Source organism: Streptomyces sp. NPDC034086 (genome assembly GCF_055575515.1).
Genome location: NZ_JBVISM010000001.1, coordinates 158,409 through 183,965 on the forward strand (window position 1 = coordinate 158,409; position 25,557 = coordinate 183,965).

At 74.7% G+C, this 25,557-nt stretch carries 24 protein-coding genes and 1 riboswitch; of the genes, 11 read left to right on the forward strand and 13 right to left on the reverse strand.

The genetic code is table 11. From position 1 onward, the window contains the following. Nucleotides 1-71 precede the first annotated feature (71 nt). The 3 genes from ACZ514_RS00735 (at nt 72) to ACZ514_RS00745 (ending at nt 3,201) form a co-directional block, all read left to right on the forward strand. Nucleotides 72-644: a TIGR03086 family metal-binding protein gene (locus tag ACZ514_RS00735; protein WP_469123731.1), complete on the forward strand. Its 573-nt coding sequence runs from the start codon at nt 72-74 to the stop codon at nt 642-644. 145 nt (nt 645-789) lie between these two features. After that, the gene (locus tag ACZ514_RS00740) at nt 790-2,034 is read left to right on the forward strand and encodes an aminotransferase class I/II-fold pyridoxal phosphate-dependent enzyme (protein WP_468173111.1); all 1,245 of its coding nucleotides are present in this window, start codon (nt 790-792) and stop codon (nt 2,032-2,034) included. A gap of 45 nt (nt 2,035-2,079) precedes the next feature. Continuing rightward, the gene (locus ACZ514_RS00745; protein ID WP_468172934.1) at nt 2,080-3,201 is read left to right on the forward strand and encodes an MBL fold metallo-hydrolase; all 1,122 of its coding nucleotides are present in this window, start codon (nt 2,080-2,082) and stop codon (nt 3,199-3,201) included. Between the two features lie 522 nt (nt 3,202-3,723). On the opposite strand, the gene ACZ514_RS00750 is transcribed toward ACZ514_RS00745, so the two are convergent. From ACZ514_RS00750 to ACZ514_RS00765, 4 genes are all read right to left on the reverse strand, one after another. Next, nucleotides 3,724-4,257, reverse strand: coding sequence for a helix-turn-helix domain-containing protein (locus ACZ514_RS00750; RefSeq protein WP_469124171.1), 534 nt, complete (start codon nt 4,255-4,257; stop codon nt 3,724-3,726). A gap of 192 nt (nt 4,258-4,449) precedes the next feature. Then, on the reverse strand, nt 4,450-4,785 hold the full coding sequence (locus ACZ514_RS00755) for a MazG-like family protein (RefSeq protein ID WP_388942611.1): 336 nt from the start codon (nt 4,783-4,785) through the stop codon (nt 4,450-4,452). Continuing rightward, the gene (locus ACZ514_RS00760; RefSeq protein WP_468172937.1) at nt 4,782-5,423 is read right to left on the reverse strand and encodes a DedA family protein; all 642 of its coding nucleotides are present in this window, start codon (nt 5,421-5,423) and stop codon (nt 4,782-4,784) included. Before ACZ514_RS00760 ends, ACZ514_RS00755 begins: the two co-directional genes overlap by 4 nt. Then, nucleotides 5,420-6,220, reverse strand: a complete 801-nt coding sequence (locus tag ACZ514_RS00765; protein WP_469123732.1) for an MBL fold metallo-hydrolase — start codon at nt 6,218-6,220, stop codon at nt 5,420-5,422. The genes ACZ514_RS00760 and ACZ514_RS00765 overlap by 4 nt, the downstream gene beginning before the upstream one ends. Before the next feature lie 127 nt (nt 6,221-6,347). Here ACZ514_RS00765 and ACZ514_RS00770 point away from each other — a divergent pair, with 127 nt between their 5' ends. From ACZ514_RS00770 to ACZ514_RS00785, 4 genes are all read left to right on the forward strand, one after another. Next, entirely contained in the window at nt 6,348-6,752 is a 405-nt protein-coding gene (locus ACZ514_RS00770; RefSeq protein ID WP_468172943.1) for a hypothetical protein, read from the forward strand. Nucleotides 6,753-6,965: 213 nt separating this feature from the next. Next, nucleotides 6,966-9,041 carry an alkaline phosphatase family protein gene (locus ACZ514_RS00775; RefSeq protein ID WP_468698396.1) on the forward strand — a complete coding sequence of 692 codons (2,076 nt, stop codon included), beginning with the start codon at nt 6,966-6,968 and terminating at the stop codon, nt 9,039-9,041. 75 nt (nt 9,042-9,116) lie between these two features. Further along, the gene (locus tag ACZ514_RS00780) at nt 9,117-10,532 is read left to right on the forward strand and encodes an amino acid permease (RefSeq protein ID WP_469123733.1); all 1,416 of its coding nucleotides are present in this window, start codon (nt 9,117-9,119) and stop codon (nt 10,530-10,532) included. A 42-nt stretch (nt 10,533-10,574) separates the two neighbouring features. After that, nucleotides 10,575-11,015 carry an SRPBCC family protein gene (locus tag ACZ514_RS00785; protein ID WP_468172949.1) on the forward strand — a complete coding sequence of 147 codons (441 nt, stop codon included), beginning with the start codon at nt 10,575-10,577 and terminating at the stop codon, nt 11,013-11,015. Between the two features lie 118 nt (nt 11,016-11,133). Here ACZ514_RS00785 and ACZ514_RS00790 read toward each other — a convergent pair whose 3' ends face one another. Further along, nucleotides 11,134-12,720, reverse strand: a complete 1,587-nt coding sequence (locus ACZ514_RS00790) for an RNA polymerase sigma factor (protein ID WP_468172952.1) — start codon at nt 12,718-12,720, stop codon at nt 11,134-11,136. Between the two features lie 214 nt (nt 12,721-12,934). Continuing rightward, nucleotides 12,935-13,696: a methyltransferase domain-containing protein gene (locus tag ACZ514_RS00795; protein WP_468172955.1), complete on the reverse strand. Its 762-nt coding sequence runs from the start codon at nt 13,694-13,696 to the stop codon at nt 12,935-12,937. Between the two features lie 57 nt (nt 13,697-13,753). Then, a riboswitch (ZMP/ZTP riboswitch) is annotated at nt 13,754-13,855 on the forward strand. A 60-nt stretch (nt 13,856-13,915) separates the two neighbouring features. On the opposite strand from ACZ514_RS00795, the gene ACZ514_RS00800 reads away from it, so the two are divergent. Then, a complete protein-coding gene (locus ACZ514_RS00800; RefSeq protein WP_468173116.1) occupies nt 13,916-14,761 on the forward strand; it encodes a bifunctional 5,10-methylenetetrahydrofolate dehydrogenase/5,10-methenyltetrahydrofolate cyclohydrolase in 846 nt (281 codons plus the stop codon). A 61-nt stretch (nt 14,762-14,822) separates the two neighbouring features. Beyond that, a complete protein-coding gene (locus tag ACZ514_RS00805) occupies nt 14,823-16,082 on the forward strand; it encodes an NADH:flavin oxidoreductase/NADH oxidase family protein (RefSeq protein ID WP_469123734.1) in 1,260 nt (419 codons plus the stop codon). Between the two features lie 160 nt (nt 16,083-16,242). On the opposite strand, the gene ACZ514_RS00810 is transcribed toward ACZ514_RS00805, so the two are convergent. Continuing rightward, entirely contained in the window at nt 16,243-17,418 is a 1,176-nt protein-coding gene (locus ACZ514_RS00810; RefSeq protein WP_468172961.1) for an MAB_1171c family putative transporter, read from the reverse strand. A gap of 164 nt (nt 17,419-17,582) precedes the next feature. Next, nucleotides 17,583-18,149, reverse strand: coding sequence for a toxin-antitoxin system, toxin component (locus tag ACZ514_RS00815; RefSeq protein WP_468172964.1), 567 nt, complete (start codon nt 18,147-18,149; stop codon nt 17,583-17,585). Between the two features lie 461 nt (nt 18,150-18,610). On the opposite strand from ACZ514_RS00815, the gene ACZ514_RS00820 reads away from it, so the two are divergent. Then, the gene (locus tag ACZ514_RS00820; protein WP_469123735.1) at nt 18,611-19,036 is read left to right on the forward strand and encodes a hypothetical protein; all 426 of its coding nucleotides are present in this window, start codon (nt 18,611-18,613) and stop codon (nt 19,034-19,036) included. Here ACZ514_RS00820 and ACZ514_RS00825 read toward each other — a convergent pair. Further along, on the reverse strand, nt 19,022-19,825 hold the full coding sequence (locus ACZ514_RS00825) for a helix-turn-helix domain-containing protein (protein ID WP_468172970.1): 804 nt from the start codon (nt 19,823-19,825) through the stop codon (nt 19,022-19,024). The two genes, ACZ514_RS00820 and ACZ514_RS00825, sit on opposite strands and share 15 nt — an antisense overlap. Before the next feature lie 34 nt (nt 19,826-19,859). Then, on the reverse strand, nt 19,860-21,689 hold the full coding sequence (locus tag ACZ514_RS00830) for a hydroxysqualene dehydroxylase (RefSeq protein WP_469123736.1): 1,830 nt from the start codon (nt 21,687-21,689) through the stop codon (nt 19,860-19,862). A gap of 190 nt (nt 21,690-21,879) precedes the next feature. Between ACZ514_RS00830 and ACZ514_RS00835 the strand changes: the two genes are divergently transcribed. Then, on the forward strand, nt 21,880-22,185 hold the full coding sequence (locus tag ACZ514_RS00835; protein WP_468172976.1) for a 4a-hydroxytetrahydrobiopterin dehydratase: 306 nt from the start codon (nt 21,880-21,882) through the stop codon (nt 22,183-22,185). Nucleotides 22,186-22,213: 28 nt separating this feature from the next. Here ACZ514_RS00835 and ACZ514_RS00840 read toward each other — a convergent pair whose 3' ends face one another. The 3 genes from ACZ514_RS00840 to ACZ514_RS00850 form a co-directional block, all read right to left on the reverse strand. Further along, entirely contained in the window at nt 22,214-22,639 is a 426-nt protein-coding gene (locus ACZ514_RS00840) for an RICIN domain-containing protein (RefSeq protein WP_468172978.1), read from the reverse strand. Nucleotides 22,640-22,646: 7 nt separating this feature from the next. After that, on the reverse strand, nt 22,647-23,489 hold the full coding sequence (locus ACZ514_RS00845) for an aldo/keto reductase (protein ID WP_468698128.1): 843 nt from the start codon (nt 23,487-23,489) through the stop codon (nt 22,647-22,649). A 174-nt stretch (nt 23,490-23,663) separates the two neighbouring features. Next, nucleotides 23,664-25,514, reverse strand: coding sequence for an AMP-dependent synthetase/ligase (locus tag ACZ514_RS00850; protein ID WP_468698126.1), 1,851 nt, complete (start codon nt 25,512-25,514; stop codon nt 23,664-23,666). Between the last annotated feature and the right edge of the window lie 43 nt (nt 25,515-25,557).

A 25,557-nucleotide genomic window follows, 5' to 3' on the forward strand; every position in this document is an offset into this window, starting at 1 on the left:
GCAGGGCAGAGGAGGGGCGAGGACAGTGGGCCCCGGGGGTGGGCACCCCGAGGTGAAGGACGGTGAGACCCATGCCGAAGACGTTGCCGGAATGGCACGCCGCGGCGCTGAGGCTCTTCGGTGAGCGGGTGCGGGCGGTCACGGCCTCCCAGTGGGGCGCGGCCACCCCCTGTACCGAGTGGACCGTGCGGGACCTGGTCAACCACGTCACCGGGGAGCAGCTCTGGGTGCCGCCGCTGGTCACCGAGGGGCGCACGGTGGCGGAGGTCGGAGACGAGCTCTCCGGCGACCTGCTGGGCGAGGACCCGGCGGCCGCCTGGGAGCGGGCCGCGGCCGCCGGGCACGCCGCCTTCGCGGCGCCGGGCGCGCTGGAGCGGACGGTCACGCTCTCGTACGGGCCGGCGCGCGTGTCGGCGTACTGCTCGGAACTGACGGCGGACTGCGTCGTGCACGCCTGGGACCTCTCGCGGGCCATCGGGGCCGACGACCGGCTGCCCGGCGACCTGGTCGAGTTCTCCCTCAAGGAAGTCATGCCGTACGCCGACGGCCTCGCCGCCAGCGGGATGTACGCGGAGCCGCTGGACGTTCCGCCCGGCGCGGACGCGCAGACCCGGCTGCTCGCCCTCCTGGGCAGGAAGGGGTGAGCGCCGAGGCCGACGGGAGGCCGCCGCCGAGACGGCAGGGGTGGCGAGACGGTTAACGGGCGTATCGCTGTAAATAATCGTATAAAGGGCAGGTCGGTGGGTGGTGGAGACGGAAGGCGGGCACGTGTCGGGGATGGCCGAGGGCATGACGGAAGGGCTCGCCGGACTCTGGCAACGCCCGGCCCCGGAGGGGCGCGGCCCCGTCAGGTACGGTCCGCCCGCCCCCGAGCCGGGGCTCCCGGTGCTGCCCGAGCTGACCTCCGTACTCGCCGCCGCCGCGGACCGGCCCGCTCCGGAACCCCCCGGCGGCGGACCGTCGCTGCGTGAGGCCGCCTGCCGCCACTGGGCCCGGCGCGGCCTCCCCACCGCCCCGGAGAACGTGGCCGCCGGCCCCGGCGCGCCCGCACTGCTGCTGGCGCTGCTCGGCGCGTACGGCGGCGACGTGCTCCTCCCCAGACCCTGTCCCGCCTGGTGGACCCCACAAGTCCGGCTGCTGGGACGGCGGGCCTACCACGTGCCCACCCCCGCGGAGTGCGGCGGCGTCCCCGACCCGTACGCCCTGCTCGAGACCGTACGCCGGGTCCGCGCCGAGGGCGGCGACCCGCGCGTCCTGCTGCTCTCGGTGGCCGACGACCCGACCGCCAGCGTGCCGCCGCCCGAGATGGTGCGCGAGGCCTGCGAGGCGGCCGAGGCCGCCGGACTGTTCGTCGTCAGCGACGAGAGCTGGCGCGACACCGTGCACCGGCCGCACCACACGCTCGTGCTGAGCCCCGCCGAGATGCTCCCCGACCGGGCGGCCGTACTCGTGGACCTCGCCGGAGCACTGCTCCCGGGCGGCTGGCCCGCCGCGGTGGTCCGCTTCCCCGGCACTCCGAGCGGCACCTGGCTCAGGGCCCGCACCCTCGACGTCCTCACCGCCACCGGCGCCCTGGTCGCGGGCCCCGTCGCGGTGGCCGCCGCACACGCCCTCGACGAAACCGACGCCGTCGCCGGGCGCGCCTACGCCGCCGCCGCCCTGCACGGCGCGGTGGCCGCCGCCGCCCACCGGGAGCTGCTGGCCGCGGGGGCCCTCGCCCGGCCCCCGCAGGCCGGCCGGCACCTGTACGCCGACCTCACCCCGCTGCGTGCCGGACTCGCCCGGCACGGCGTGGGAGACGCCATGGAACTGGAGGACTGGCTCGGCGCCCGGCTGGGCGCGCCGACACCCGGCGGACAGCGCTTCGCCGACGAACTGGGCGCCCTGCGCGTACGGCTGTCGACCGGACCGCTGCTGGGGGCCACCCCGCAGGAGCGGCTCGCCGCGCTGGGCGCCCGCGATCCGCTGACGCTGCCACAGGTCCGGGGCGCGCTCGACCGGCTCGGGTCGGTGCTCGCCGGACTGGCCGACTGACGTGCGGCCCGTGCCGGCCGCCCGCCGCCGAACGGAGACTTCGCGATGAGGGACCAGCCGGACGCCCCCGTGACGACCGCCCCGCCGGCCGGCGGCCCCGGCGGCCCCGGCCCGGCCGCGCTGCCGGGCCGCCCGCCCGCGCGGCCGCCGGCCCCCGCCGCGCCCTGCGGATCCCCGCCCGGCCCTGCGCCGGCCCCGTCCGCACCCCGCCCGCTCGGCGAACACCGGCTCTGGCCGCGCTCGTTCGCGGACCGGCTGACCACCCCGCTCCCGGGGCTGCGCGCCTTCGCCCGGCTCGCCCGCGAGGGCGCGCTCCGGCCCGGCGCGGACGGGCTGAACGGTATCCCCGAGCTGCCGTACGAGCCCGCACCGCTGCCGGCGGCGCGGCCGGGCACGGTGTCCGTGACCTGGGCCGGGCACGCCAGCTGGGTGCTGCGGACCGGCGGCCTGACGGTGCTCACGGACCCGGTCTGGTCCCGGCGGATCCTCGGGACTCCGGCGCGGATGACGCCCGTCGGGGTGCCGTGGGAGGAACTGCCGCCCGTGGACGCCGTGGTGATCAGCCACAACCACTACGACCACCTCGACGCCCCCACCCTGCGGCGGCTGCCCCGCGGCACCGCGCTCTTCGTCCCGGCCGGACTCGCCCGGTGGTGCCGCCGCCGGGGCTTCACGAACGTGACGGAACTCGACTGGTGGGAGTACGCCGAACTGGGCGGCGTCCGCTTCGAGTTCGTCCCGGCGCACCACTGGTCCAAGCGCTCCCTGCTGGACACCTGCCGCACCCTGTGGGGCGGCTGGGTGCTCACCGACACCACCGCCGGGCGCACGGTGTACTTCGCGGGGGACACCGGGTACGGCCACTGGTTCGGCGAGATCGGCCGGCGCCACCCCGGCATCGACCTCGCGCTCCTGCCGATCGGCGCCTACGCCCCGCGCTGGTGGCTGCGCGACGTGCACACCGACCCGGAGGAGGCGGTGCGGGCCTGCCTGGACCTCGGGGCCCGCAGGATGGCCCCGATGCACTGGGCCACCTTCGTCCTGTCGGCGGAGCCCGTCACGGAGCCACTGCACCGCGCCCGCGCCGCCTGGACCCGCGCGGGCCTGCCCCGCGAGGACCTCTGGGACCTCCCGATCGGCGCCTCCCGGACCCTTGAGGGCTCCTGACGAGCGCTGCGGCAGCCCTCACCTCCTCGCCGGCAACACGACCGGCCGGCCCGGGTTCCTCCCGGGCCTTCACGGGAGGGGGAAGCGCAGTTGTTGCCGGCGTGGTACCGGCCCGGCGGGTAGGCGTGCACCGTTTCGGCGATCAGGGTGAAGCCCACCGCGCGGGAGACCGCGTTCGAGGCCGAGTTCGCCACGGTGTCCCCCGCCGGGGACCCGACCCGGAACACCCGCCCCCGTGTGCGGCGTTCGAGTTCATGACCGTCCAGCGGCTGTGACGGGCGAGGAGTGCGGCGTCGGACTCGGGGCCGCCGAGGTGCGCCGTCATCTCCGCGGTATTGCGCCGCCGCAGCAGCCAGAGGTCGTTGTCCGCCCAGGGGCGGAGGCGTACGGGTCCCGCCGTGTTCACGAGCCGAGGAAACAGCCCGGGGCCGGTGGCCCGCACCCGATTCTCCTCGACCCGGCCGAGCGGTGGCTCACCGCCCTCGCATCCCCGACGGGTCACGGGCCGGACCTGGACCCGGGTCACTGCCGGGCCGTCTTCGGCTTCGCCACCACGTGCATCCGCTCGCCCTGCCGGCCGAACAGGCTGAGGATCTCCACGGGCCGCCCGTCGGCGCTGCCGAACCAGTGCGGGGTCCGGGTGTCCCACTCGGCGGCCTCGCCCGGGCCGAGGACCAGGTCGTGGCCGGCCAGGACCAGCCGCAGGCGGCCGTTCAGGACGTACAGCCACTCGTAGCCCTCGTGCGTGCGCGGGTCCGGCTCGGTGCCCCGGTCCGGGATGACCATCTTGTAGGCCTGGAGCGGGCCCAGGCCCTGGGTCAGTGCGACCGACGTACCGCCGTCCCGCATCGCGCGGGGCGTCAGCCGCACCCGGGGGTCACCCACCGGGGGCGCCCCGACCAGGTCGTCCAGGGCCACCCGGTAGGCACGGGCGAGCGGCAGCAGCAGTTCCAGGCTCGGCCGGCGCTGCCCCGACTCCAGACGGGACAGGGTGCTCTTGGAGATGCCGGTCTCCTCCGACAGGGCGGCCAGGGTCAGGCCGTGCCGGTCCCGCATCCGCCTCAGCCGGGGGCCGACCTCGTCGAGGACGGCGCGGTGGGACGGCGGTCCGTCCGGGAGGGCTCGCGTGCGGGCGTGCGGGTGGGCATCCGGGCGCGCGTCCATGCGGGCATTCCACCCGACCGTCCCGCAAACGGCAACACGGGGCCGCCGCCGCGACCGGAGCCGACGGGCGCCGGCCCGGCGGGGTCAGGGCGCGCGCTCCGGCAGGAAACGGGCGGCCTTCAGGGCCAGCTGGTCCCCGAAGTAGGCCGCCGCGTCGGGCCGCATCCGGGCCAGCGCCACCATGCCGGTGATGATGACGTCGCACACCTCGTCGTGCACGTCGTCCCAGCTGTGCGAGTACCCCTTGCGCGGGTTGCTCCCCGTGGCGCCGATCACCGCCTGCGCGGCCTCGCCGAACTCCTCCCCGATCTTGAGCACTTGGAGGAGGTGGCTCTGCGGAGGGTGCACCCCGCGAGCGGCCGCGGCCACCTCGAAGCGGTCTGCGAGGGCGCGGACGGTGTCCCAGGAGGTGGAGTTCACGGCCCGACCCTGCCCCGCCGCAGCCGCCGCCACACCCCCGGAGCCGCGCCGATCAGCACCGTCAGGGCCACCGCCAGCACCACGCCCTTCCACGGCTCGGAGAAGAGCGAGCCGCCCAGGATCCCGATCAGCCCGTACGTCCCGGCCCACGCCAGGCAGGCGGGCGCGTCACCCCGGGCGAAGCGGCGCAGCGGCAGCCCGCCCAGCAGGCAGGCCAGCATCACCGGGATCCGGCCCGCCGGGACCAGCCGCGACAGCACCAGCACCAGCACCCCGTGCTCGTCCAGCTTCAGCCGCGCACGCTCCAGCCGCTCCGGCGCGGTCCGCCCCCGCAGGGACTCCAGCCACCGCGAACCGCCCCGCGAGCGCACCCCGCGCGAACCCAGCCAGTACAGCGCGACGTCGCCCGCGAAGGCGGCCAGCGCGGCCACCACGACCACCAGCAACACCGCCGAAGACAGCGAGCGCTGATGGAGCGCCACCACCGCCGCGGAACTCACCAGCGCCCCCGTCGGGATCACCGGCACCAGCGCCCCCAGCGCCACCAGCACGAACAACGCCGGGTAACCGACCGCCTGCTGGGCCGTCTCCGGCGGCACCCGCCCCACCACGTCCGCCGCCACCCGCCACGGCGTCACGGCAGCCGCACCCGCTCCCCGTGCGCGGGGACCCGTACGGCCACCTTCGGCGCGAGCAGCCCCGACCGCCGGGCGAACTCGCCGCCCGGCGCGTGGAACTCGTACGGCCGCACCGCGTCCATGCCGATCGGCCAGTACGTCCCGTAGTGCACCGGCACCGCCGCCGCCGGAGCCAGCTCCGCCACGGCCCTCGCCGCGCGTTCCGCGTCCAGGTGCCCCGGCCCCAGGTACGGGCCCCAGCCGCCGACCGGCAGCAGCGCCACGTCCACCGGACCGACCTCCTCGGCCATCGCGGCGAACAGCCCGGTGTCCCCGGCGAAGTACGTCCGCGCCGAACCCTCGACCACGTACCCCAGCGCGGGCGCCCGCTGCGGCCCGAACGGCATCCGCCGCCCGTCGTGCCGGGCGCTCACCGCCCGCACCCGCACGCCTGCCCCTACGCCTGCCCCCACGCCTTCCCGCACGCCGACCTCCTCGCCCGGGACCACCTCCGTCACCACCAGTCCCCGGCTCCCCGCCAGCCGCGCCAGTGCCGGCACCGCCCGGCGCGCCCCGCGCGGTACCACCAGCCGGGTGCCGGGAGCCAGCAGCGCCAGCGACGGCAGGTGCAGATGGTCGGCGTGCAGGTGCGACACCAGCACCACGTCCGCCTCCGCCGCTTCCGGCGGGGGCACCGCCCCGCGCCGCCGCCGCAGGTGTGCCAGCCGCCGGGCGAACAGCGGATCGGTCAGCACCCGCACCCCCGAGTCCCGTACCGCGCACGTGGCATGACCCCACCAGGTGATCTCCACCGGCACCCCCGCACCCCTTCCCTCGACAGGACGAGCCTAGGACCTCCCCCGCCCGGCCGCCCGCCGTCCGAGCGGAAGCGGAACCCGCCGGCCCCCTCCTCCCCGGGCCCGGATCGGAGTAGGGTCGGGCGCCATGGATGCGCTGCGCGTGGCCGCTATCGCCAGCCTGGCCCCGCTCGAGGACCTCGACGCCGACCCCTTCACCGTGGACACCCGCAGCCAGCACGCCATGTGCGTGCGGTGGGCCGCCGAGCAGGGGTACGTGGTCACCCGGCAGCTGCTCTTCTACGGACTGCGGACCGACCACTGCGGGCTCTGGCGCGACGTGGACGCGGGGCAGATCGACCTGTTCGTCGCCCCCAACCACCGGGTCCTGGCCCGCGCCCTGCGCTCCGTGGAGGAGTTCACCGCCGAGTGCCGGCGGCGCGGCGTACGGCTGGAGACGGCCGGGCTGGACGAGCCGGCCTACACCTCCGCCATGAAGGCCGAGGTGCACCGCCGGCTGTCCATGCCGACCGCCGGCTACGACGGCACCTGACCGCCACCCGCCCGCCGGTCCCGTACTCCCGTGCGCCACCCGTGTCGACCGGTCGCCCCCGCCGCCCTGTGCGACGCTGGCGAGGGGACCGCGGGCCGGGCGCGGGCCGGGGAGCGAGGCGGGTGCGGCGTGTGGCGGGAGCGGTTGCGCTGGCGGCCGGCGGGCCGGGCGCTGGTACGCGTGGTGCTCGTCTGGGCGGCGTCGACCCTCACCATGCTCGCGCTCGCCGGGCTCCTGCCGGACTTCCGCCTGCAGTCCGCCGACGGAGCCAGCATCACCCGGACGGGTCTGACCGCAGCCTGGGGCGCCGGCGCCTTCGGCGTGCTGAGCGCGCTGGTGTGGCCGGTCCTCGTACGCGCCCTGCTGCTGGTGCCCGCCCTCGTGCTCGGGCTGCTCGTCTTCTTCCTCAACGGCTCGCTGCTGCTGATGGCCCTCAGCCTCATCCCCGCCGGGCGGGGCGCCGCTGCCGCGCCCGAGACGGCGGTGGTCGTGGCCGCCGCGATGTCCGCCGTGGCCTCGGCCACCTCCACCGCGCTCGCGGTGCGCGACGACGAGGCCTACCGGCGCCGGCTGTACCGGCTCGCGGACCGGCGCCGCCGCCGGTTCGGGGCGCCCACCGCCACCAGCCCCGGGCTGGTCTTCCTCCAGCTCGACGGCGTCGGGTACGAGGCGCTGCGCCGGGCCGTGGCCGAAGGGCTGATGCCCACGGCCGCCGGCTGGCTGGAGCGCAGCCACCGGGTCATGCCCTGGCACACGGACTGGTCCAGCCAGACCGGCGCCAGCCAGCTCGCCCTCCTGCACGGCTCCAACTTCGACGTGCCGGCCTTCCGCTGGTACGAGAAGGACACCGGCGAGGTGATGGTCTGCAACCGGCCCACCAGCGCCGCCGAACTCCAGCGCCGGGCGGTCGCGCGGACCCGGGACGGCGGGCTGCTGTCCCTGGACGGCGCCAGCCGGGGCAACCTGTTCGGCGGGGGCGCCGACCAGCTGGCGCTGGTGCTGTCCGTCGCGGCCCGGCGGGGCCGCGCCAACCGCTCCCGCGCGGGCTACTTCGCGTACTTCTCCGACCCGGCCAACGCCGTGCGCACCGCGCTGTCCTTCGTCGCCGAGGTGGGCCGCGAGATCGGCCAGTCGCTGCGCTCACGGATCCGGGGGGACCGCCCGCGGGTGGCGCGGGGCGGGCTCTACCCGCTGATCCGGGCCTTCGCGACGGTGGTCGAGCGGGACGTGGTCGTCGCCGCGGTGATCGGCGACATGCTCGCGGGCCGTGCCGCGGTCTACGCCGACCTGGTCGCCTACGACGAGGTCGCGCACCACTCGGGCCCCCACAGCAGGGACGCCGACCGGGTGCTGGCCCGGCTGGACCGGAGCCTCGCCCTCATCGCCCGGGTCGCCGAGCACGCCCCGCGCGAGTACCGCGTCGTGCTGCTGTCGGACCACGGCCAGAGCCCCGGGGAGACCTTCCTCGGCCGGTACGGGCTCAGCCTGAAGGACCTGGTCCGGGCCGGGTGCGGACTGCCCGTCTCCCGCCGGGCCGGCCGCACCCGCAGCGGGGCCGAGGCCCGGGCCGCGGTACTGGCCGCCCTGCACCGGCCCGTGGAGGAGGAGGGGGAGGAGGCCCACCCGGCACCGGGCCGCGGTCCGGTGGTGCTGGCCTCGGGCAACCTCGGGCTGATCTCCTTCCCCGACGTGCCCGGGCGGGCCTCGAGGGCGCGGATCGAGCGGGCGCACCCCGCGCTGCTGCCCACCCTGGCCAACCACCCCGGCGTGGGCTTCCTGCTGGTGGACGGGCAGGTGCTGGGCCGGGACGGGGCGGTGGCGCGGCTGGACGTACCGGGGGAGGCGGAGGAACTGCTGGCCCCGTTCGGCCCGGGCGCGGCGCGCGCCGTGCGCCGGACGGACTCCTTCCCGCACGTGGCCGACATCATGGTCAACTCGGCGTACGACCCGGCGACCGGTGCCGTGCACGCCTTCGAGGAGCAGATCGGCTCGCACGGCGGGCTGGGCGGGGAACAGGCCCGCCCCTTCCTGATGTGGCCCACGGGACTGTCCGAGCCGGGCCGTGAGCTGGTGGGCGCCGAGGCCGTGCACGCGGTGCTGCGCCGCTGGCTGCGCGAGGCCGACGGCCCCCAGGTCCCGCTGGACGGCCGGCCGGGGGAGGACCGGGAGCGCGGGGAGACCGGTGGGCACCGGGCTCCGACAGCCGCCCGGGAGGATTCGCGGCCCGGGGCCGGATCGGATGGAACCCTTCCTTCCGCAACGGTGCCCGCGCCGGACGAAACCCGGTGATTTGTCGCGCACTCCGCCGTGGCCGACCATGTGCTGACCCGCCCACCATGTGAGACACCCAGAGGCGCACCACCGATGACCAGCACCGAAGCCCCGCCCGTCGAGGACAGCACCGCCCCGGGGACCGCCGTACGGACACCCCCGGCGGCCGCGTCCCGGGACGACCGGCACACCCGCCGCTTCGGGCTGCCGGTGGCGTGCTGCCTGGTCATGGGCAACATCATCGGCGGCGGGATCTTCCTGCTCCCGGCCTCCGTCGCCCCCTTCGGCACCATCAGCCTGCTGGCCTTCGGCGTCCTGACCGTCGGCGCGATAGCCCTCGCCCTCGTCTTCGGCCGCCTCGCCGAACGCCACCCGCGGACCGGCGGCCCCTACGTGTACGTCCGCGCCGCCTTCGGCGACTTCGCGGGCTTCCTCGCCGCCTACAGCTACTGGATCACCGCCTGGGTCTCGAACGCCGCCCTCGCGGTGGCCTCCGTCGGCTACCTCGCCGTGCTCTTCCCGGCCGTGGGCGAGCACCGGTGGTCGATGTGCCTGGCCGCGCTGGCCGTGCAGTGGCTGCCCGCCCTCGCCAACCTGGCCGGCACCCGCTACGTGGGCGCCGTCCAGGTGGTGTCGACCGTCCTGAAGCTGGTCCCGCTGCTGCTGGTGGCCGTGGGCGGCCTGTTCTTCTTCGACCCGGCGAACCTCGGCCCCTTCCAGGCCGCCGGGCAGAGCACCGTCGGGGCCGTCTCCGCCTCCGCCGCGATTTTGCTCTTCAGCTACATCGGCGTCGAGTCCGCCGCCGTCAGCGCCGGCGAGGTCCGCGACCCCGCCCGCAACGTGGGCCGGGCCACCGTCCTCGGCACGGCCGGCGCCGCCGTCGTGTACCTGCTCGGCACCCTGTCCGTCTTCGGACTGGTCGCCCACGAGAAGCTGGTCTCCTCCCAGGCGCCCTTCACCGACGCCGTCAACGCCGTCTTCGGCGGCACCTGGGGCGGCACCGTGGTGGCCGGCGCGGCCGTGGTCTCGATGGTCGGCGCGCTCAACGGCTGGACCCTGCTCAGCGCGCAGACCCCGTACGCCGCCGCCAGGGACGGGCTCTTCCCCAAGGTCTTCGAGAAGAAGCAGCGCGGGGTCCCGGTCGTCGGAGTGCTGGTCACGGTCGTCCTGGCCTCCTGCCTGACCGTCTACAACTACACCGCCGGCTCCGCACGGGTCTTCGAGATCCTCGTCCTGGTCACCACCTTCACCGCGACCGTCCCGTACCTCCTCTCCACTGCGGCCCAGCTCTACTTCCTGGCGTCGGGCCAGTCGGAGCGGGTCCGGCGCGGGCAGCTGGTCCGTGACGCCGTCCTCGCCGGCGTGGCCTTCGGCTTCTCCATGTGGCTGGTCGCCGGTTCCGGCTACGCGGCCGTCTACCAGGGCGTGCTGTTCCTGTTCGCGGGCGTCCTCGTGTACGCGCTGATGGCCGCGCGCAAGCGGCGCGCGGCCGTTGCGGCCGGGGACTAGGGTGGAAGGAAAGGCCGGCCAGGGGGGCGTCAAGGGGTCGCCATGTCAGCGATCAGCAACACCATCGACATCGACCGGAGGCCCGAGGAGGTCTTCGCGTACGTGACGGACCCCACGCACCTGCCGGAGTGGCAGGACAGCGCCGTGTCCGCCGTCCCCATGGGCGACCTGCCCGTGCACGTCGGTTCGAGGGTCTCCGTCACCCGGCGGTACGGCAGGCGGAGGATCCCCACGACCCTGGAGTTCACCGAGCTGGACCCGCCCAGGAGCTGGCACGTCCACGGGGTCGACGGCCCGGTCAGGCCGGACGTGCGCGGCAGGATCGAGCCCCTCGACAACGGCACCCGCTCGCGGGTCACCCTCTCCGTCGACTTCGAGGGCCACGGCCTGGGCAGGGGCCTCGTCCCCTTCGTGGTGAAGCCCAGGGTCCGCAAGGAGATGCCCCGCAGCGAGGAGAAGCTCAAGCACCTGCTCGAGCACTGACCACGGTCTGACGGCCGCTGACGGCCGCTGACGGCGGCGGACGGCCCCGGCACCAGGGAAAACGCGGAGGCCCGCGCCGTACGGCGCGGGCCTGCGGTGTGTGCCGGTACCGGGAGGATCAGTCCAGGTAGTCGCGCAGCACCTGCGAACGCGACGGGTGGCGCAGCTTCGACATCGTCTTCGACTCGATCTGGCGGATGCGCTCACGGGTGACCCCGTACACGCGGCCGATCTCGTCCAGCGTCTTCGGCTGGCCGTCGTTGAGGCCGTAGCGCATGGAGACCACGCCCGCCTCGCGCTCCGAGAGCGTGCCCAGGATCGACTGGAGCTGCTCCTGGAGGAAGGTGAAGGACACGGCGTCGGCCGGGACGACCGCCTCGGAGTCCTCGATGAGGTCACCGAACTCGCTGTCGCCCTCCTCACCCAGCGGGGTGTGCAGGGAGATCGGCTCGCGGCCGTACTTCTGGACCTCGATGACCTTCTCGGGGGTCATGTCGAGTTCCTTGCCCAGCTCCTCCGGGGTGGGCTCGCGGCCCAGGTCCTGGAGCATCTGGCGCTGCACACGGGCGAGCTTGTTGATGATCTCGACCATGTGGACGGGGATGCGGATGGTGCGCGACTGGTCGGCCATGGCGCGCGTGATCGCCTGCCGGATCCACCAGGTCGCGTACGTGGAGAACTTGAAGCCCTTGGTGTAGTCGAACTTCTCCACCGCGCGGATCAGACCGACGTTGCCCTCCTGGATCAGGTCCAGGAAGAGCATGCCGCGGCCGGTGTAGCGCTTGGCCAGCGAGACCACGAGACGGAGGTTGGCCTCCAGCAGGTGGTTCTTGGCACGGCGGCCGTCCTCGACGAGGATCTCCAGCTCGCGCTTGAAGGCGGGCTTGTGGTCGTCCTCCTCTTCGAGCTTGTACTCGGAGAAGAGACCCGCCTCGATGCGCTTGGCGAGCTCGACCTCCTGCTCGGCGTTGAGGAGCGGCACCTTGCCGATCAGCTTCAGGTAGTCCTTGACCGGGTCGGCGGTGGCACCGGCCACCATGACGGTCTGCGCCGGGGCGTCGTCCTCGTCGTCGTCGGACAGCACGAAGCCCTGGCCGGCCGCCTTGGGCGCCTCCTCCTCGGTGTCGTCGGCGAGGTCCTCGACGGCCCAGTCCTCACCCTCGACGACCGGGGTCTCGGCGTCGTCGGCGTCCTTGGCGCCGGCCTTCTTCGAGGCCGCGGTCTTCTTGGTGGCGGTGGCCTTCTTGGCGGCGGTCTTCTTGACCGCCCGCTTCTTGGGCTCGGCGGCGGCCTCGGCCGGCACCTCCTGCGAAGCGGTGGCCGACGGAGCGGATATCGCCGCGGCGGCGGCCGGGGCGGGAGCGGTGGCGGAGGCCTTGCGCGCGCCGATGGGACGCGGTGCGGCCACCGCCTTCTTCGTCACGGTGCGGGCCGGGGCGGCGGCTGCCTTGCGGGGCTTCTTGGCAGCAGCCTTCGTGGCGGGGGCGGCGCTGACGTGGAGGGCGACACCCTCCTCGTCCAGGACCTGGTTCAGGCTGCGCAGGACCCGCTTCCACTGGTCCACCGGGATGCGGCCGGCCTCGAAGGCCTGGCGGACATCGTCACCGTTGATGTGACCCTGCTCGCGGCCGCGCTCGACGAGCGCGACCAGGGCCTCGGATTCGGCGATCTCCGGAGGGAACGTACGGGACGGGCTGAGCGACACAAGGAGCCTCTCGTTGCGAACAGATAAGGAGTGGGCGGGACATCATCGCGCGGACTCGGGAAACAGACCGAAGCGGGTCTGTATTCCGGGGCCGCGCGAGGACACCTGTCGGTTCATCGCCTGCCCGAGTCGATTCGTTACGCGCTGAATTGAGTGACCTGCGCCACGCTGTGCCCGCGCAACCGAACCGGCGGGGATCCGTCGGCCCTCCCGGTCACCCCTTCTTGCGGGCCTCGATGAGGAAACGGGCGGTGTGCGCGACGAACGGACCTTCGCGTTCGATCCGTTCGTGGAGCTCGCGCAGCCGCTCCCGGTACTGCCCGACCGTGAAGCCGGGCACCATCCAGATCACCTTCCGCAGGAAGTAGACCACGGCCCCGATGTCGTGGAACTCCGTCCGCAGCCGCTCGGAGCGCAGATCGACCACCTCCAGGCCCGCCTTCGCGGCGCCGGCGGCCGCGTCGTCGGGGTGGCGGGCGCGGCGGACCTCCTCCGGCTGCGGACCGAGGAAGTACTCGACGAGCTCGAAGACGCTGGCCGGACCCACCTGCTGCGAGAGGTAGGTACCGCCCGGCACCAGCACCCGGGCGATCTCGTCCCACCAGACGGTCACCGGGTGCCGGCTGACGACCAGCTCGAAGGCCTCGTCACCGAAGGGCAGCGGCGGCTCGTCGGTGTCCGCCACCACCACCGCGCCCAGCGGGTGCAGCAGCCGGGTCGCCTTCCGGACGTTCGGCGGCCAGGACTCCGTGGCCGCGGTCAGCGGGGGCAGCGGGCCCGCCCCGGCGAGGACCTCGCCGCCGCCGGTCTGGACGTCCAGGACCGAGCCGGCCCGTCCCAGGCGCTCGCGCAGCAGGCGCTGGTAGCCCCAGGAGGGCCGCTGCTCGGTGGCCCGGCCGTCGAGCCAGGAGAAGTCCCAGCCGTCGACCGGGACGGACCCGGCCTCGGCGACCAGATGGTCGAACGTGCGCGTCATGTCCCGATCGTCCCAGGTCGTCCCCCGTCCTTCCACCGCATATGTCGACTACAGTGGGCACCGGGCCGTGACTGGCGTTCGGGTGGATCACCACCGGGGAGCGGCCCGGTGTGGGCCCGCGGGGCCGTACGCCGTCTGCCGCGCGCCTGGGCGAACCGCGATCCGCAGCGACGTTCAGGAGACCCCGTGACGACTGCCCCCACCGCCACCGCCCAGCTCATGGACGGCACCGCCCTCGCCCGCCGCGTCTCGGAGCGGACCGCCGCCCTCGCCGCGAAGATCACCGAGCGCACCGGTACCGCCCCCTGCCTGGCCACCGTCCTCGTCGGCGAGGACCCCGCGTCCGTCACCTACGTACGGATGAAGCAGAACCGTTGCGCCAAGGCCGGGATCACCTCCCGCCACGTGGAACTGCCGGCCGCGACCACCACCGAGGAACTCGTCGCCACGATCACCGCCCTCTCCGAGGACCCGGAGATCAGCGGCATCCTGCTCCAGCACCCCGTCCCGCACCACATCGACGAGCGCGCCGCCTTCGAGGCCATCGCCCCCGGCAAGGACGTCGACGGTGTGACGATGCACTCCTTCGCCGCCATGGGCTTCGGCCTGCCCGGCTTCGTCTCCTGCACCCCCGGCGGCATCATGCGCCTGCTGGAGGAGTACGGGGTGGACCTCACCGGCAAGCACGCCGTCGTCGTCGGCCGCAGCGCGATCCTGGGCAAGCCCGCCGGAATGCTGCTGCTGGAGAAGAACGCCACCGTCACCTACTGCCACTCCCGCACCCGCGACCTGTCCTCGATCGTGCGGCAGGCGGACGTCCTGGTCGCGGCCGTCGGCAAGGCCGAGTTCATCCGGGGCGAGGACATCAAGCCCGGGGCGGTCGTCCTCGACGCCGGGTACAACGAGGGCAACGTCGGCGACGTCCACTTCGAGTCGGCCGCCGCCCGCGCCTCCCTGATCACCCCGGTCCCCGGCGGCGTCGGCCCGATGACCATCGCGGTGCTGCTGGAGCAGACCGTCCGGGCCGCCGCGGCCCAGGCCGGACTGGACCTCGCGGACCTCTGAGGCGATCATCTTGTGGCGCGGCCCCGCGTGACGGCCGCGCCACGAGCTTGGGGGGACCCGGATGGACCTGTTCGCACCGCTGGACCTTCCCGGCGGCACCACCCTCCCCAACCGTCTCGCCAAGGCCGCCATGGAGGAGAGCTTCGCCGCCCAGCCCGGGCAGCTCCCCGACACCCGCCTGGAGCGGCTGTACGCCCGCTGGGCGCGCGGCGGCGCCGGACTGGTCATCACCGGCAACGTGATGGTCGACCGGCGCGCCCTGACCTCCCCGGGCACCGTCGTCCTCGACGCGCGTTCCCCGCTGGAGCCGTTCCGCCGCTGGGCCGAGGCCGCGACGTCCGGCGACGCCCGGGTCTGGATGCAGATCAACCACCCCGGACGCCAGGTCGGCTCCGACATGCCCGGCACCGCGTGGGCGCCCTCCGCCGTCCCCGTCCGCCTCGGCAGGCACACCAAGCGCTTCGCCCACCCCACCGCCATGACCGAGGCCGACATCGGCGCGACGGTCGCCCGCTTCGCGCTCACCGCCCGGCGGGCCGAGGAGGCGGGCTTCCACGGGGTGCAGATCCACGCCGCGCACGGCTACCTGCTGAGCCAGTTCCTCTCCCCGCTCGTCAACCGGCGCACCGACCGCTGGGGCGGCAGCCTCGACAACCGCGTACGGATGCTCACGGAAACCGTCGGCGCCGTCCGCGCCCGCGTCTCGACGGGCTTCGCGATCGGGGTGAAGCTGAACGCCGCCGACTTCCAGCGCGGCGGCTTCGACACCGACGAGGCCGCCCAGGTCATCGCGGCCCTCGACGGCCTCGGCGTCGACCTGGTCGAGCTCTCGGGCGGGACCGTCGAGAGCCCCGCCAGCATGGGCCACACCACCGACCAGCGGACCCTGGAACGGGAGGCGTACTTCCTCTCCCTCGCGGAACACCTGCTGGGAACGGCGGCCGTGCCGCTGATGCTGACCGGCGGCATCACCCGCCGCGCCACGGCCGAGAAGGCCCTGGCCCGCGGCGTCGCCGTCGTCGGCATGGCCTCCGCCCTCGCGCTGTGCCCCGACCTGCCCCGGCGCTGGCGCGCGGGCGAGGACGCGCGGGTGGAGGTGCCCCGGCTCGAATGGCGCGACCGGAGCCTGGCCGCCGCAGGCACACTGGCCCTCGTCCGCTTCCAGCTGGACCGGCTGGCCCACGGGCGCGAACCCCGCGCACGGGTCTCCCCCCGCTGGATCCTCACGGCCGACAACCTCCGCCACCGCCGCAGGGTCCGCGCGTACGGGGACTGGCTCGCGCGCGAGCCGGCGTACGGCACACCACGGGGGACGGCTTAGGCGGTCTCTTTCGGATCTTGCCGGTTGAGCCCGCGTCGTCCGGTGCCGTGCGTCGCAAGGCGGAGAGGCTCCCGATTACTGGACGTCCTCGGGTGCCGCGACAACGCGGCGAGGTGCGGTGCCGGGCGACGCGGGTCAGGCAAGATCCGGAAGAGACGGCCTAACCGAGCGCCCCCCGGCGGGCCGCCTCCACGATCGGGGAGCCGCGGAACTCCCGGGCCAGCGCGGCCAGGGGCTGGCCGTCGAGGCGGTACGGGGCCGGTTCCGCGGAGCCCGGAGCGGGGGCGCCCGCCCGCTCGGCGGCGGCCCGTACCCGGCAGGCGGCGGCGAGCATGGCCGCGTCCGCCACCACGGAGGCTTCCGCCTCCGTCATGCCCCGGCCGCGCGCGGCCCCGTACGCGGCCGACCGTACGGCGGGGTCGAACCAGCCGGCGAGGGCCAGCAGCCCGTCGTCGATCACCGACTCCCGGTGGATCAGCCGGATCCCGACCGGCGACCACCAGGTCAGCGGGACCGGCGTCACGCCGCGGTGCGCGAACCCGCGCAGGGCCCTCCACAGCGGACGCAGCCGCCGGTACTGGCTGAAGTCCCGCCAGACGGCCGAACCGCCCGCCATCGGCACGATGAACCCGGTGCCCACCAGCAGCGCCGCCGCCGAGGCGAGCGGCGGGGCCACGTACGTGGACAGGCCGTCCCAGTCGCGGCCCGCCCAGCGGGCCCCCACCGCCGCCCACTTCGCGACGAGGTACCCGAGGTCCAGCACCCCGCCCAGGGTGAGCAGCGCCAGCCCGGTCCGCAGCGGCCGCAGCGCGGGATCGACCCGCAGCATCCACTTCAGGCACAGCACGCTCAGCGCGGCGCTGCCGGCGGTGTGCGCCAGCAGGTAGCAGACGATCATCTCGCGCAGCCACGGGGTGTTCGCGTAGTACGTGTCCAGGTCCCGCAGCCGCTCCACGGGCGCGTCCCCGATCACGAACAGGGCCGTGATCAGCACGGTGACCGCGCCGAACACCGCCACCGTCACCCGGGTCGCGCGCCGCAGCTCCGCCGCCGGCCCTCCCGACCAGTGCAGGATCAGCACGATGGAGGCCCCCGAGAAGGCGGTCAGCACGCCGTACACCAGCGGGGCGGCGAAGTTGACGACGCCGGTGATCCGGTTGACCGCGGCGAGGGACGGCGGGGCCGCCAGGAAGGTGAGCAGGCAGCCGGCCACCAGCAGCGCGCACACGGCCCGCATCAGCGGCTGGTCCCAGCCCCGGCGCAGGGCGGGGGCCTTGATCAGCAGGGCCAGCGCCATCACCGTCCCCGCCAGGTAGAGGGGCAGGCCGTCCTTCACCGCGAGCGGCCTCGGGTCCCGGTACCGGCGGCCGGCACGCGAGCGGGGGCGGAGGCGGGGGCGGTGGCACGGCCGCGGGAGGAAGTGGGGGGCATGCGCGGTGCTTTCCTTCGGAGGGTGTGGGGAGGGCGGAGCCGGTGGGCTCCGGGTGTCGGCGGACGCGGTCAACGGCCCCAGCCGAGTGAGGACTTGATGCGTTCGATCTCCTCGGAGGAGGGCTGTTGCCGGGGCGGGGGCAGGAAGGGCTTCAGGATCTTGCCGAGGTGCAGGCCGAAGGTCTCGGCCCGGATCTCGGCCGGGTCCTCCCGGTCGGCGCGGGCGGCCGCCTGACGGACCACCGAGTCCAGTGCGGAGTCCGGACGCAACAGGTCCGTGAGGCTGCCGCGGGGGCCCGTCAGGCGGGCGGCCACGGCCATGCCCGGGCCGTGGCCGCCGCAGGCGCCCTCCTCGATGTGCCACAGCTCGTGGCAGGCGATGACCAGTTGGTGCTCGGGCCGGGTGCGGGCCTCCACGACGACCAGATCGCGTTCCTCCAGCTCCAGCCACAGCCCGCTGGCCGTTTCCGGCGGGAAGGGGGCGAAGCGGAAGTCCACCGGCCGGCCGCCGCGGCGCCGCCGCCCGAAGGCCGCGCACAGGCCCCCGATGATCTCGGCGGCCCCGGCGGGGGGCGTGAGCCGGGCTTCCGCCAGCAGCTCGGCGCCGAGCTTCCGCATGCTCCGTGTGGTCCTCATGGCGCTTCCCCCTCGGCGGTACGGTCGGGCGCACGGCCCGCGGCTCCGGTCCGGGACCACCGGTCGGGCCCGCCGGTACCGCCGCGCGGCGGCCCGCACCGGGAGGTCCTCCGCGGCGCGGCGGCGCGTGCGGAGCGGTGGCCGGCCCGGCGTGACCCGTGCGGCCCGGTGCGGCCGGTGTGACCCCGGTGTGACTCCGGTGTGACTCGGTGTGGCTCGGTGCGGTGAAGCCTAACCGCCCGCCCCGCACGCGCCACCGGCACGGCCCGCGTTCCGCGTGGGTGAGGTGCGGGCGAGGTGCGCCGGGGCGCGGGCGGGGCGGGCACCGCCATGACCCCGGAGGTAATCGACCCCGGCCGGAGCCGGCGGCACAGTGGGGTCATCGGGTTCCGGGGCCGCGCACTCGGCTCCGGGACCCGTCCCCACCCGCACGCATGACCCCCGATGGAGGCTGATCCGCCATGTCCGCGACCCTGCTCGGCAGCATCGCCCGCACCACCGTCCCGCAGACCGCGCTGCGCCGCTTCCTCGCCCTCGACGCGGTCGTCACCACCGCCAACGGCCTCGCCTACGCCGTCTTCCCGGCCCCGCTCGGCCGGCTCCTCGGCGTCGGCCAGGACGCCCTCCTCGGGCTCGGCCTCTTCCTCACCGCCTTCGGCGCCGGCGTCGCCTGGCTGGCCTCGCGCCGCCGTCCGCCGGTCCTCCCGGTGAAGTCCGTCATCGAGGCCAACTACGCCTGGGCCGCCCTCAGCCTGGTCTCGCTCGCCGCCTGGTTCTCGCCGACCGCGGCCGGCGCGGTGTGGATCCCGGCGCAGGCCCTCACCGTCGCCTCCTTCGCGCTCCTCCAGCAGCTGGCGCTGCGCTCGGCCGGCTCAGGGACCCAGTGAGCGCAGGTACTTCACCGTCGCCGGGTCGGCCGGGAGGAAGGTCTCGATCGCCAGTTCGGCGACGGTCACGTCCATCGGCGTGTTGAAGGTCGCGATCGACGACACGAACGACAGCCGGTGCCCGTCGTGCTCGATCACCATCGGGAGCGCGATGTACGGGACGGGCTCGTCCGGTTCTCCGCCGTCCGGGCGGTCCGGCACCGGGTAGGCGGACACCTCCTCGTACAGCGCGCGCAGCGGCGCGGAGCGGGCCAGGGCGATCTGCCGCTCCATCTGTGCCAGCAGGTGCGCGCGCCACTGGACGAGGTTGTGGATCCGCGGGGCGAGGCCCTCCGGGTGCAGGGTGATCCGCATGGCGTTCAACGGCGGGGTCAGCAGGTGCTCCGGCAGCCCGTCCAGCAGCATTCCGATGCCCCGGTTGGCGGCGACCACGTCGTACACGGCGTCGACGACCAGCGCCGGGTAGGGCTCGTAGCCGGTCAGCAGCCGCTGGACGCCCTCGCGCAGGGTATCCATGGCAGGGTCGTCCAGCGCGGTGTGCGGGTAGTGCGGGGCGTAACCCGCGGCGAGCAGCAGCGCGTTGCGCTCGCGCACGGGTACGTCGAGCCGGTCGGCGAGCCGCAGCACCATCTCCTCGCTCGGCCGCGACCGCCCGGTCTCGATGAAGCTGATGTGCCGGGACGAGGAGCCGGCGCGGCCCGCCAGCTCCAGCTGGCTGACCCCGCGCCGCTCCCGCCATGTCCGCAGCAGGGCGCCGAGCGTGGGCGTGGTGGAGGCCGTGATGCTCATGCCCACGACGGTAACCCGGCCGGCGGTCCTGCCGTCAGCCCAGGTCGAAGACGTTCCGCAGGCCGAGACGGTAGCGCCACTGGTCGTGCCGTTTCGCGGACTCCAGTTCCGGGGGGCGGTAGCGCGGGATGACGGCGCAGCGCGCGGCCGTCGAGGCGTCCCGGTCCAGCAGGGCGTTGACCGCCGCGCGGGCCGAGGCGTTCGCGCCCTCCATCGTCGCCAGGTCGATGTCGACGGCCACGTAGTCGCCGCTGAGGAAGAAGTTGGGGACGCGGGTGTGCGCGCTCGGCCGGTCGTGGAAGGTGCCGGTCGGGTGGATCAGCAGCTCGTCCTGGTTCGTGGGCTCCGGGGTGCCCAGGCCGTCCACGCCCGGGTCCAGGAACCACGAGTGCAGGGTGCGGTCGGCCAGCAGGGTCCGGCCGCTGTCGTTGAGGGAGGCCTTCAGCTGTGCCCACACCTCCCGCGCCACCTCCTCCCGGGTGCACTGCTTGGCCGTCTTCCCGTACAGGATCCCGGGTTTGTCCCACTCCGATATGTCCACCGACAGGCAGTCCACGGCCGCGCCGTCGCCGTAGTCGGCCGGGAAGTCGCGGGCCGGCCAGTGCGCGGCCTGCTGGATCGCCGTCAACGACCAGGGCGAGTCGACGCAGTTGAAGTGCCCGTGCACCAGCGGGGCGCGCTCCGTCAGGTAGAACTGGATGCCGGTCATCCAGTCGGTCCGCAGCCGGTCGCAGCGCCCCAGCATCGGGTCGGCGGCCCGCAGCGCGGCGCTCCAGGTGCGGCGGGCGTGCTCCACGGGCAGGGCGCTGACGTAGTGGTCGGCGGTGACGGTCCGCCGGGCCCCGTCGGGGTCCAGGACCGCGACGCCGCTCACGCGGCCGTCCCCGTACCGGACCTCCTGGACGGTCCAGCCGATCCGGAACTCCACGCCGAGGGAGCGCAGGTGCCGCTCCCAGGGGTCGATCCACGCCTCGTTGGTGGGGAGGTTCAGGATCCGGTCCGGCGGGCCGTCCGCGCCCCGGCCGAGCGCGTTGCAGACGAAGGCCTCCCCGAGGGTGCCGACGGTGCGGGTCGAGGCCTCCTCGGCCTTGGTGGCCACGATGTTGCGGGTGACGCCGACGGCCAGGATGCGCTGGTACTCGGCCGACATGCGCGCGGCCCGGGTGAACTCCCACCAGGGGGTGCGTTCCCACACCTCGTCACGGCGCTCGTCGCAGCTGGTGAGGAAGACCAGCACCCGGTTGACGAAGTACGCCGTCTCGTGCGCGGGCAGCCGTACCAGGGTCTCCAGGATGCCGGTCAGGGCGCGCCGCAGCTCCTCCGGCGTCAGTTCGGCGGCGGAGTGGCCGGGCCAGGGGATGGGCGCGCGCAGGTCCTCGCGTCCGGCGGCCCGGGCGAACATCATCTCGGGCGGGGCCACCAGGTTGTCCCACACGCCGTTGGCGTTGCCGGGGAAGGGGATGCGCCGCATGGTGTCCGGGAGGTTGTGGTAGATCCCCGGGATGAAGCGGAAGCCGTGTTCGGCCGGCAGGGGTCTGCGGCCGCCCCGGGCGCTGCCGGGGACGTCCATGCTGCGGGCCTTGCCGCCCAGGGCCCGGCGCTCGTACACCGTGACGGCGTAGCCGCGTTCCGCCAGCTCGTGCGCGGCCGTCAGCCCGGCCACCCCGCCGCCGAGGACGGCGACCGTGCGCCGGTGCGCCGCCGGCGGGCCGGGAGCCGCGGCGGCCGGTGCCGCGAGGGCCCCGAGGGCCGGGAGGGTGCCCGCGGCGGCCGCCGCGCCCGCGATGAACGTACGCCTGGAGCTCCCCGTGCCGTCCGCGCCTTCCCTGCTGCCCGTGCCGTCCGCGCCGTCCGTGCCGCCCATGCCCCGCCTCCTTGTTACCGGTGGTAATGCTCGGTCCGGCGCTGGAGCATAGGGTGGCCGGCCCGGGCGCGGAAGCGTACGGAAGCACCCGGGCGCACTATGGCGGGAAAGGTTCACCACGGCGCGCACCGTGGAAAGCTGACTGCACATCACGGGAAAACGGCCAGGACGACCGGGAAGGGGACAGCGGATGCCGAGCGAGCCGCTTTCGCAGAAGGAGATCGAGGACCGCCTCCGGGAACTCCCCGGCTGGTCCTTCGAGGACGACCGGATCGAGCGCACGTACCGCGTGGACACGCACCGGGCCGCGACCGCCCTCGTCGTCCACATCACCGCGGTCCAGGACGAGCTGAACCACCACTCCGAGCTCACCCTCGGCTACAACACCGTCCGCCTCTCCGTGAACAGCCACGACGCCGGGGGCGTGGTCACGGAGAAGGACTTCGGCCTCGCCGAACGCGTCGAGGCCCTCGCCCCGGCCCACGGCGCGAGCTGACCGGCGCCGCCCCACGCCCCACGGCCCGTCATACCGGTTCCAGCCGCCACCACTGGGAGGGCGAGTCGGTGTCCTCGCCCTGCCGGGTCCGGCCGTCACCGCCGGCCTCCAGCGGCAGCCCGCTGATGCACGCGATCAGGGACACCACGCCCGGATCGTCCAGGTGCTCCTCCACCAGCCACTCCTGCGCGCCGAAGGCGTTGGCGCGCCAGACCTGTACGCGGGCTCCGCTCTCGGTCGAGGCGTTCGCCACGTCCAGGCGCCGGCCGTTGTCCTCGCTCACCACGTGGAAGACCCCGCCGCCGCTGTGCACGGCGGAGATCCGCCACCGCCGGGCCGCCGCCGGGGCGGGCGGCCCGTCGGGGCCCACCCGTACCCGGGAGGCACCCTCGAGCTGGAGCACCAGCCCGCTGTCCACGTTGCGGATCCGGTAGATCCCGTCCGGAAGGTTCACGCGCGCCTCAGTTGTCGAAGACGGCCGGATCCGGCCCGATCCGGTGCCCGTCCGCCCCCAGCGCGTCCAGCGCCGCCAGGTCGTCGGCGTCCAGCTCGAAGCCGAAGACGTCCAGGTTCTCGTGGATCCGGGACGGGGTCACCGACTTCGGGATCACGATGTTGCCCAGCTGCAGGTGCCAGCGCAGCACCACCTGCGCGGCGCTGCGGCCGTGCCGGGAGGCGACCGAGGCGACCGCCGGAAGACCGAGGAGCTCCTTGCCCTGGCCGAGCGGGGACCAGGCCTCGGTGGCGATGCCCAGGGAGGCGTGCAGGGTGCGCAGTGCGGGCTGCGGGAACAGCGGGTGCAGCTCGATCTGGTTCACCGCCGGGACCAGCGGGCTCTCGGCGCGCAGCCGCTCCAGGTCCTCCGCACGGAAGTTCGACACGCCGACCGCCCGGGCCCGGCCGCTCGCCGCGATCTCCTCGAAGGTCTTCCAGATGGTCACGAAGTCGTCGCGCATCGGGCGCGGCCAGTGGATCAGGTACAGGTCGACGTGGTCCAGGCCCAGCTTGCCGAGCGAGTCGTCGAAGGCGCGCAGCGTCTCGTCCCGGCCCCACCGGTGCCGGGAGCTGTTCCACAGCTTCGTGGTGACGAACAGTTCCCCGCGCGGGATCCCCGAGGCGGCGAGGGCCTTGCCGGTGCCCCGCTCGTTCCCGTACGCCGCCGCCGTGTCGACGCTGCGGTAGCCGGCCTCCAGCGCGGTGGCGACGGCCTTCTCCGCCTCGGAGTCCGGCACCTGCCAGACTCCGTAGCCGAGCTGGGGCATGGACGTGCCGTTGTTGAGCCGGACGGCGGGCACCTGGTTCACGTCGGTCGTTCCCTCGGGTCGGTGGTGCGGTGCGGTGCGGCCGCGCCGTGCCACGGCGTACGCCGGGCGGCAACGTGCCCCGCGCCCAGCCTATTCCCGCCGTCCGTCCGCCGCGTCCAGGGCGCGGCGGTACCGGCGGTCCCCGCGTTCCGCGGCCGGCCCGCCGCGCAGGCGTCAGATCCCCTCGCGGGACGGTTCACGGGACGGGTACAGGGCGGCGACCTCGCGCGCGTACGCCTTCTCGATGGCCGACCGCCTCAGCTTCAGCGAAGGCGTCAGCAGCCCGCGCTCCTCCGTGAACTGCCCGGCCAGCACCCGGAAGGCGCGGATCCCCTCGGCCTGCGAGACCAGGGTGTTCGCCGCCACCACCGCCCGCCGGACCTCCGCCGTCAGGTCCGGGTCGTCCGCCACCTGCTCGGCCGTCCGCTGGGGGAGCTTGCGCAGGGACAGCCAGTGCGCGACCCCCTCCATGTCCAGGGTCACCAGCGCGGCGACGAACGGCCGGTCGTTGCCCACCAGCACGCACTGCGACACCAGCGGATGCGAACGCACCCGCTCCTCGAGGGCCGCCGGCGCCACGCTCTTGCCGTTCGAGGTCACCAGGATCTCCTTCTTGCGCCCGGTGATGACCAGGTACCCGTCCTCGTCCAGCCGGCCCAGGTCCCCGGTCGCCAGCCAGCCGCCGCGCAGCACCTCCGCCGTGGAGCCCGGGTCGCCCAGGTACCCCGAGAAGACGTGACCGCCGCGCAGCCACACCTCCCCGTCGCCGGCGATGTGGACCGTGGTCCCCGGGATCGGCGGGCCCACCGTCCCGTACTTGACCGCTCCCGGCGGATTGGCGGTCGCGGCCGCGCAGGACTCCGTCAGCCCGTACCCCTCGAAGACCGTGATCCCGGCCCCCTCGAAGAACAGCCCCAGCCGCCGTGACATCGCCGAACCGCCCGACATCGCGTACCGCAGCCTGCCCCCGAGGGCCGCGCGGAGCTTCCCGTACACCAGCCTCTCGAAGACCTGGTGCTCCATCCGCAGCGCCGCCGAAGGCCCCGGGCCGTTCCCGAACGCCTTCTGCTCCCGCGCCCGCGCGTACCGCACCGCCGTCTCCACCGCCCGGTCGAAGGACCCCCCGCGCCCCTGCGTCTCCGCCGCGCGCCGCGCCGCCGCGAAGATCTTCTCGAAGACGTACGGGACGCCCAGCACGAAGGTCGGCCCGAAGGCGGCGAGGTCCGGCAGGAGTTCGGCGGCGGCCACCGCCGGCTGGTGCCCCAGCTTCACCCCGGCCCGTACGGCGGCCACCTCCACCATCCGCCCGAACACGTGCGCCAGCGGAAGGAAGAGCAGCGTCGACGGCCGCCGCCCGTCCGGCCCGGCCCGGAAGACCGGCTCCCACCGTTCCACCAGCGTGTCGGCCTCGAACATGAAGTTGCCGTGGGTGAGCACACAGCCCTTCGGCCGGCCCGTGGTCCCCGAGGTGTAGATGACGGTCGCGACGGCGTCCGGAGTCACCGCCCCGCGGTGGCGGTGCACCACGTCCTCGGCCACCCCCCGCCCGGCCGCCACCAGTTCGTCCACCGCCCCCGCGTCCAGCTGCCACAGCAGCCGCAGCCCCGGCAGCCGTTCGATCACCGACCCGACCGTCATCGCCTGGTCCTCGTTCTCCACCAGGCAGGCCGTGCACGCGGAGTCGTACAGGATCCAGTGCACCTGCTCCGCCGACGACGTCGGGTACACGGGCACGGGCTGCGCCCCGATCGCCCACAGCGCGAAGTCGAACAGCGTCCACTCGTAGCGGGTACGGGACATCACGGCGACCCGGTCACCGAAGCGGACCCCCTGCGCCAGCAGCCCCTTGGCGAGCGCGAGGACCTCCCCGGCCAGCCGGCGGGCGGTCACGTCCCGCCACACACCGTCCGTCTTGCGCCCGAGCACGACGTGGTCCGGGTCCCGTCCGGCACGCTGGAAGACGGTGTCGGCCAGGCCTCCGGCCGGCGCGCCGGTGACCAGGGGTGGCACGGTGAACTCGCGCACGTTCCGCTCCTCTGCGTGCAGGGCGCCGAGACGCTACCTCACC

Coding starts and splice junctions, on each gene's coding strand:
- ACZ514_RS00735 (WP_469123731.1), top strand. CDS start 72: ATGCCGAAGACGTTGCCGGAATGGCACGCCGCGGCGCTGAGGCTCTTC.
- ACZ514_RS00740 (WP_468173111.1), top strand. CDS start 790: ATGACGGAAGGGCTCGCCGGACTCTGGCAACGCCCGGCCCCGGAGGGG.
- ACZ514_RS00745 (WP_468172934.1), top strand. CDS start 2,080: ATGAGGGACCAGCCGGACGCCCCCGTGACGACCGCCCCGCCGGCCGGC.
- ACZ514_RS00750 (WP_469124171.1), bottom strand. CDS start 4,257: ATGCGGGACCGGCACGGCCTGACCCTGGCCGCCCTGTCGGAGGAGACC.
- ACZ514_RS00770 (WP_468172943.1), top strand. CDS start 6,348: ATGGATGCGCTGCGCGTGGCCGCTATCGCCAGCCTGGCCCCGCTCGAG.
- ACZ514_RS00775 (WP_468698396.1), top strand. CDS start 6,966: ATGCTCGCGCTCGCCGGGCTCCTGCCGGACTTCCGCCTGCAGTCCGCC.
- ACZ514_RS00780 (WP_469123733.1), top strand. CDS start 9,117: ATGACCAGCACCGAAGCCCCGCCCGTCGAGGACAGCACCGCCCCGGGG.
- ACZ514_RS00785 (WP_468172949.1), top strand. CDS start 10,575: ATGTCAGCGATCAGCAACACCATCGACATCGACCGGAGGCCCGAGGAG.
- ACZ514_RS00795 (WP_468172955.1), bottom strand. CDS start 13,696: ATGACGCGCACGTTCGACCATCTGGTCGCCGAGGCCGGGTCCGTCCCG.
- ACZ514_RS00800 (WP_468173116.1), top strand. CDS start 13,916: ATGGACGGCACCGCCCTCGCCCGCCGCGTCTCGGAGCGGACCGCCGCC.
- ACZ514_RS00805 (WP_469123734.1), top strand. CDS start 14,823: ATGGACCTGTTCGCACCGCTGGACCTTCCCGGCGGCACCACCCTCCCC.
- ACZ514_RS00815 (WP_468172964.1), bottom strand. CDS start 18,149: ATGAGGACCACACGGAGCATGCGGAAGCTCGGCGCCGAGCTGCTGGCG.
- ACZ514_RS00820 (WP_469123735.1), top strand. CDS start 18,611: ATGTCCGCGACCCTGCTCGGCAGCATCGCCCGCACCACCGTCCCGCAG.
- ACZ514_RS00825 (WP_468172970.1), bottom strand. CDS start 19,825: ATGAGCATCACGGCCTCCACCACGCCCACGCTCGGCGCCCTGCTGCGG.
- ACZ514_RS00830 (WP_469123736.1), bottom strand. CDS start 21,689: ATGGGCGGCACGGACGGCGCGGACGGCACGGGCAGCAGGGAAGGCGCG.
- ACZ514_RS00835 (WP_468172976.1), top strand. CDS start 21,880: ATGCCGAGCGAGCCGCTTTCGCAGAAGGAGATCGAGGACCGCCTCCGG.